Origin of the sequence: Staphylococcus sp. HMSC063F05 (genome assembly GCF_001837075.1) — a bacterium.
Lineage (GTDB): Bacteria > Bacillota > Bacilli > Staphylococcales > Staphylococcaceae > Staphylococcus > Staphylococcus epidermidis.
Map to the genome: position 1 here is coordinate 1 of NZ_KV831348.1, position 573 is coordinate 573.

The following is a 573-nucleotide window of genomic DNA, read 5'->3' on the forward strand; positions in this document are numbered from 1 at the left end:
GTTAGCTATATTTTTTACTTTGCAACAGAACCTTGATGGATATATTTTATTGACATAGCATTAATTCCTTTCTAACTATAAATATTATTCAATAGGGGGCTAATTAACTTTAACTATAAGTTAAGAAATTTTTAATACACCTACTTTTTTAAGTCATTTAATCATACCATTAAATCAATCAATGATTTATAATTTTTCGCCATGTCACGAAACTAGTCGTATATTAGTTAAGAGACATTAATATGTTAAATTGATAATTACTTATTTTTCCTCTAACTTTACAATAGAACCTCATAAATTAACTATTTACTTAAAAGACTTTGCATTGTAAAGTAGATATTGTATACATTTAAAAATTTATTTAGTCGGAGGAAATTATGAAAAAAGAAAAAAAAATTTTTAGTATTAGGAAGTTTACAATGGGAGTTGGTTCAGTAGTTATAGGATCAGCCATGTTTTTAGGCTTTGAAGCACATGAAGCATATGCAGATGAAATTCCATCTGAACAAAATCAACTATATAGTATACATAATGAGAATTCAACTGAAGAAAATGACGTAACACCTAAATCAA

Annotated in this window: 1 protein-coding gene; it reads left to right on the top strand. The window is 25.8% G+C overall.

All coding sequences use genetic code 11. The features are described 5' to 3' along the window. Positions 1–377: 377 nt before the first annotated feature. Positions 378–573, top strand: a 196-nt coding sequence (locus HMPREF2576_RS12650) for a YSIRK-type signal peptide-containing protein (RefSeq protein WP_176746948.1), incomplete at its 3' end; no start/stop codon positions are given.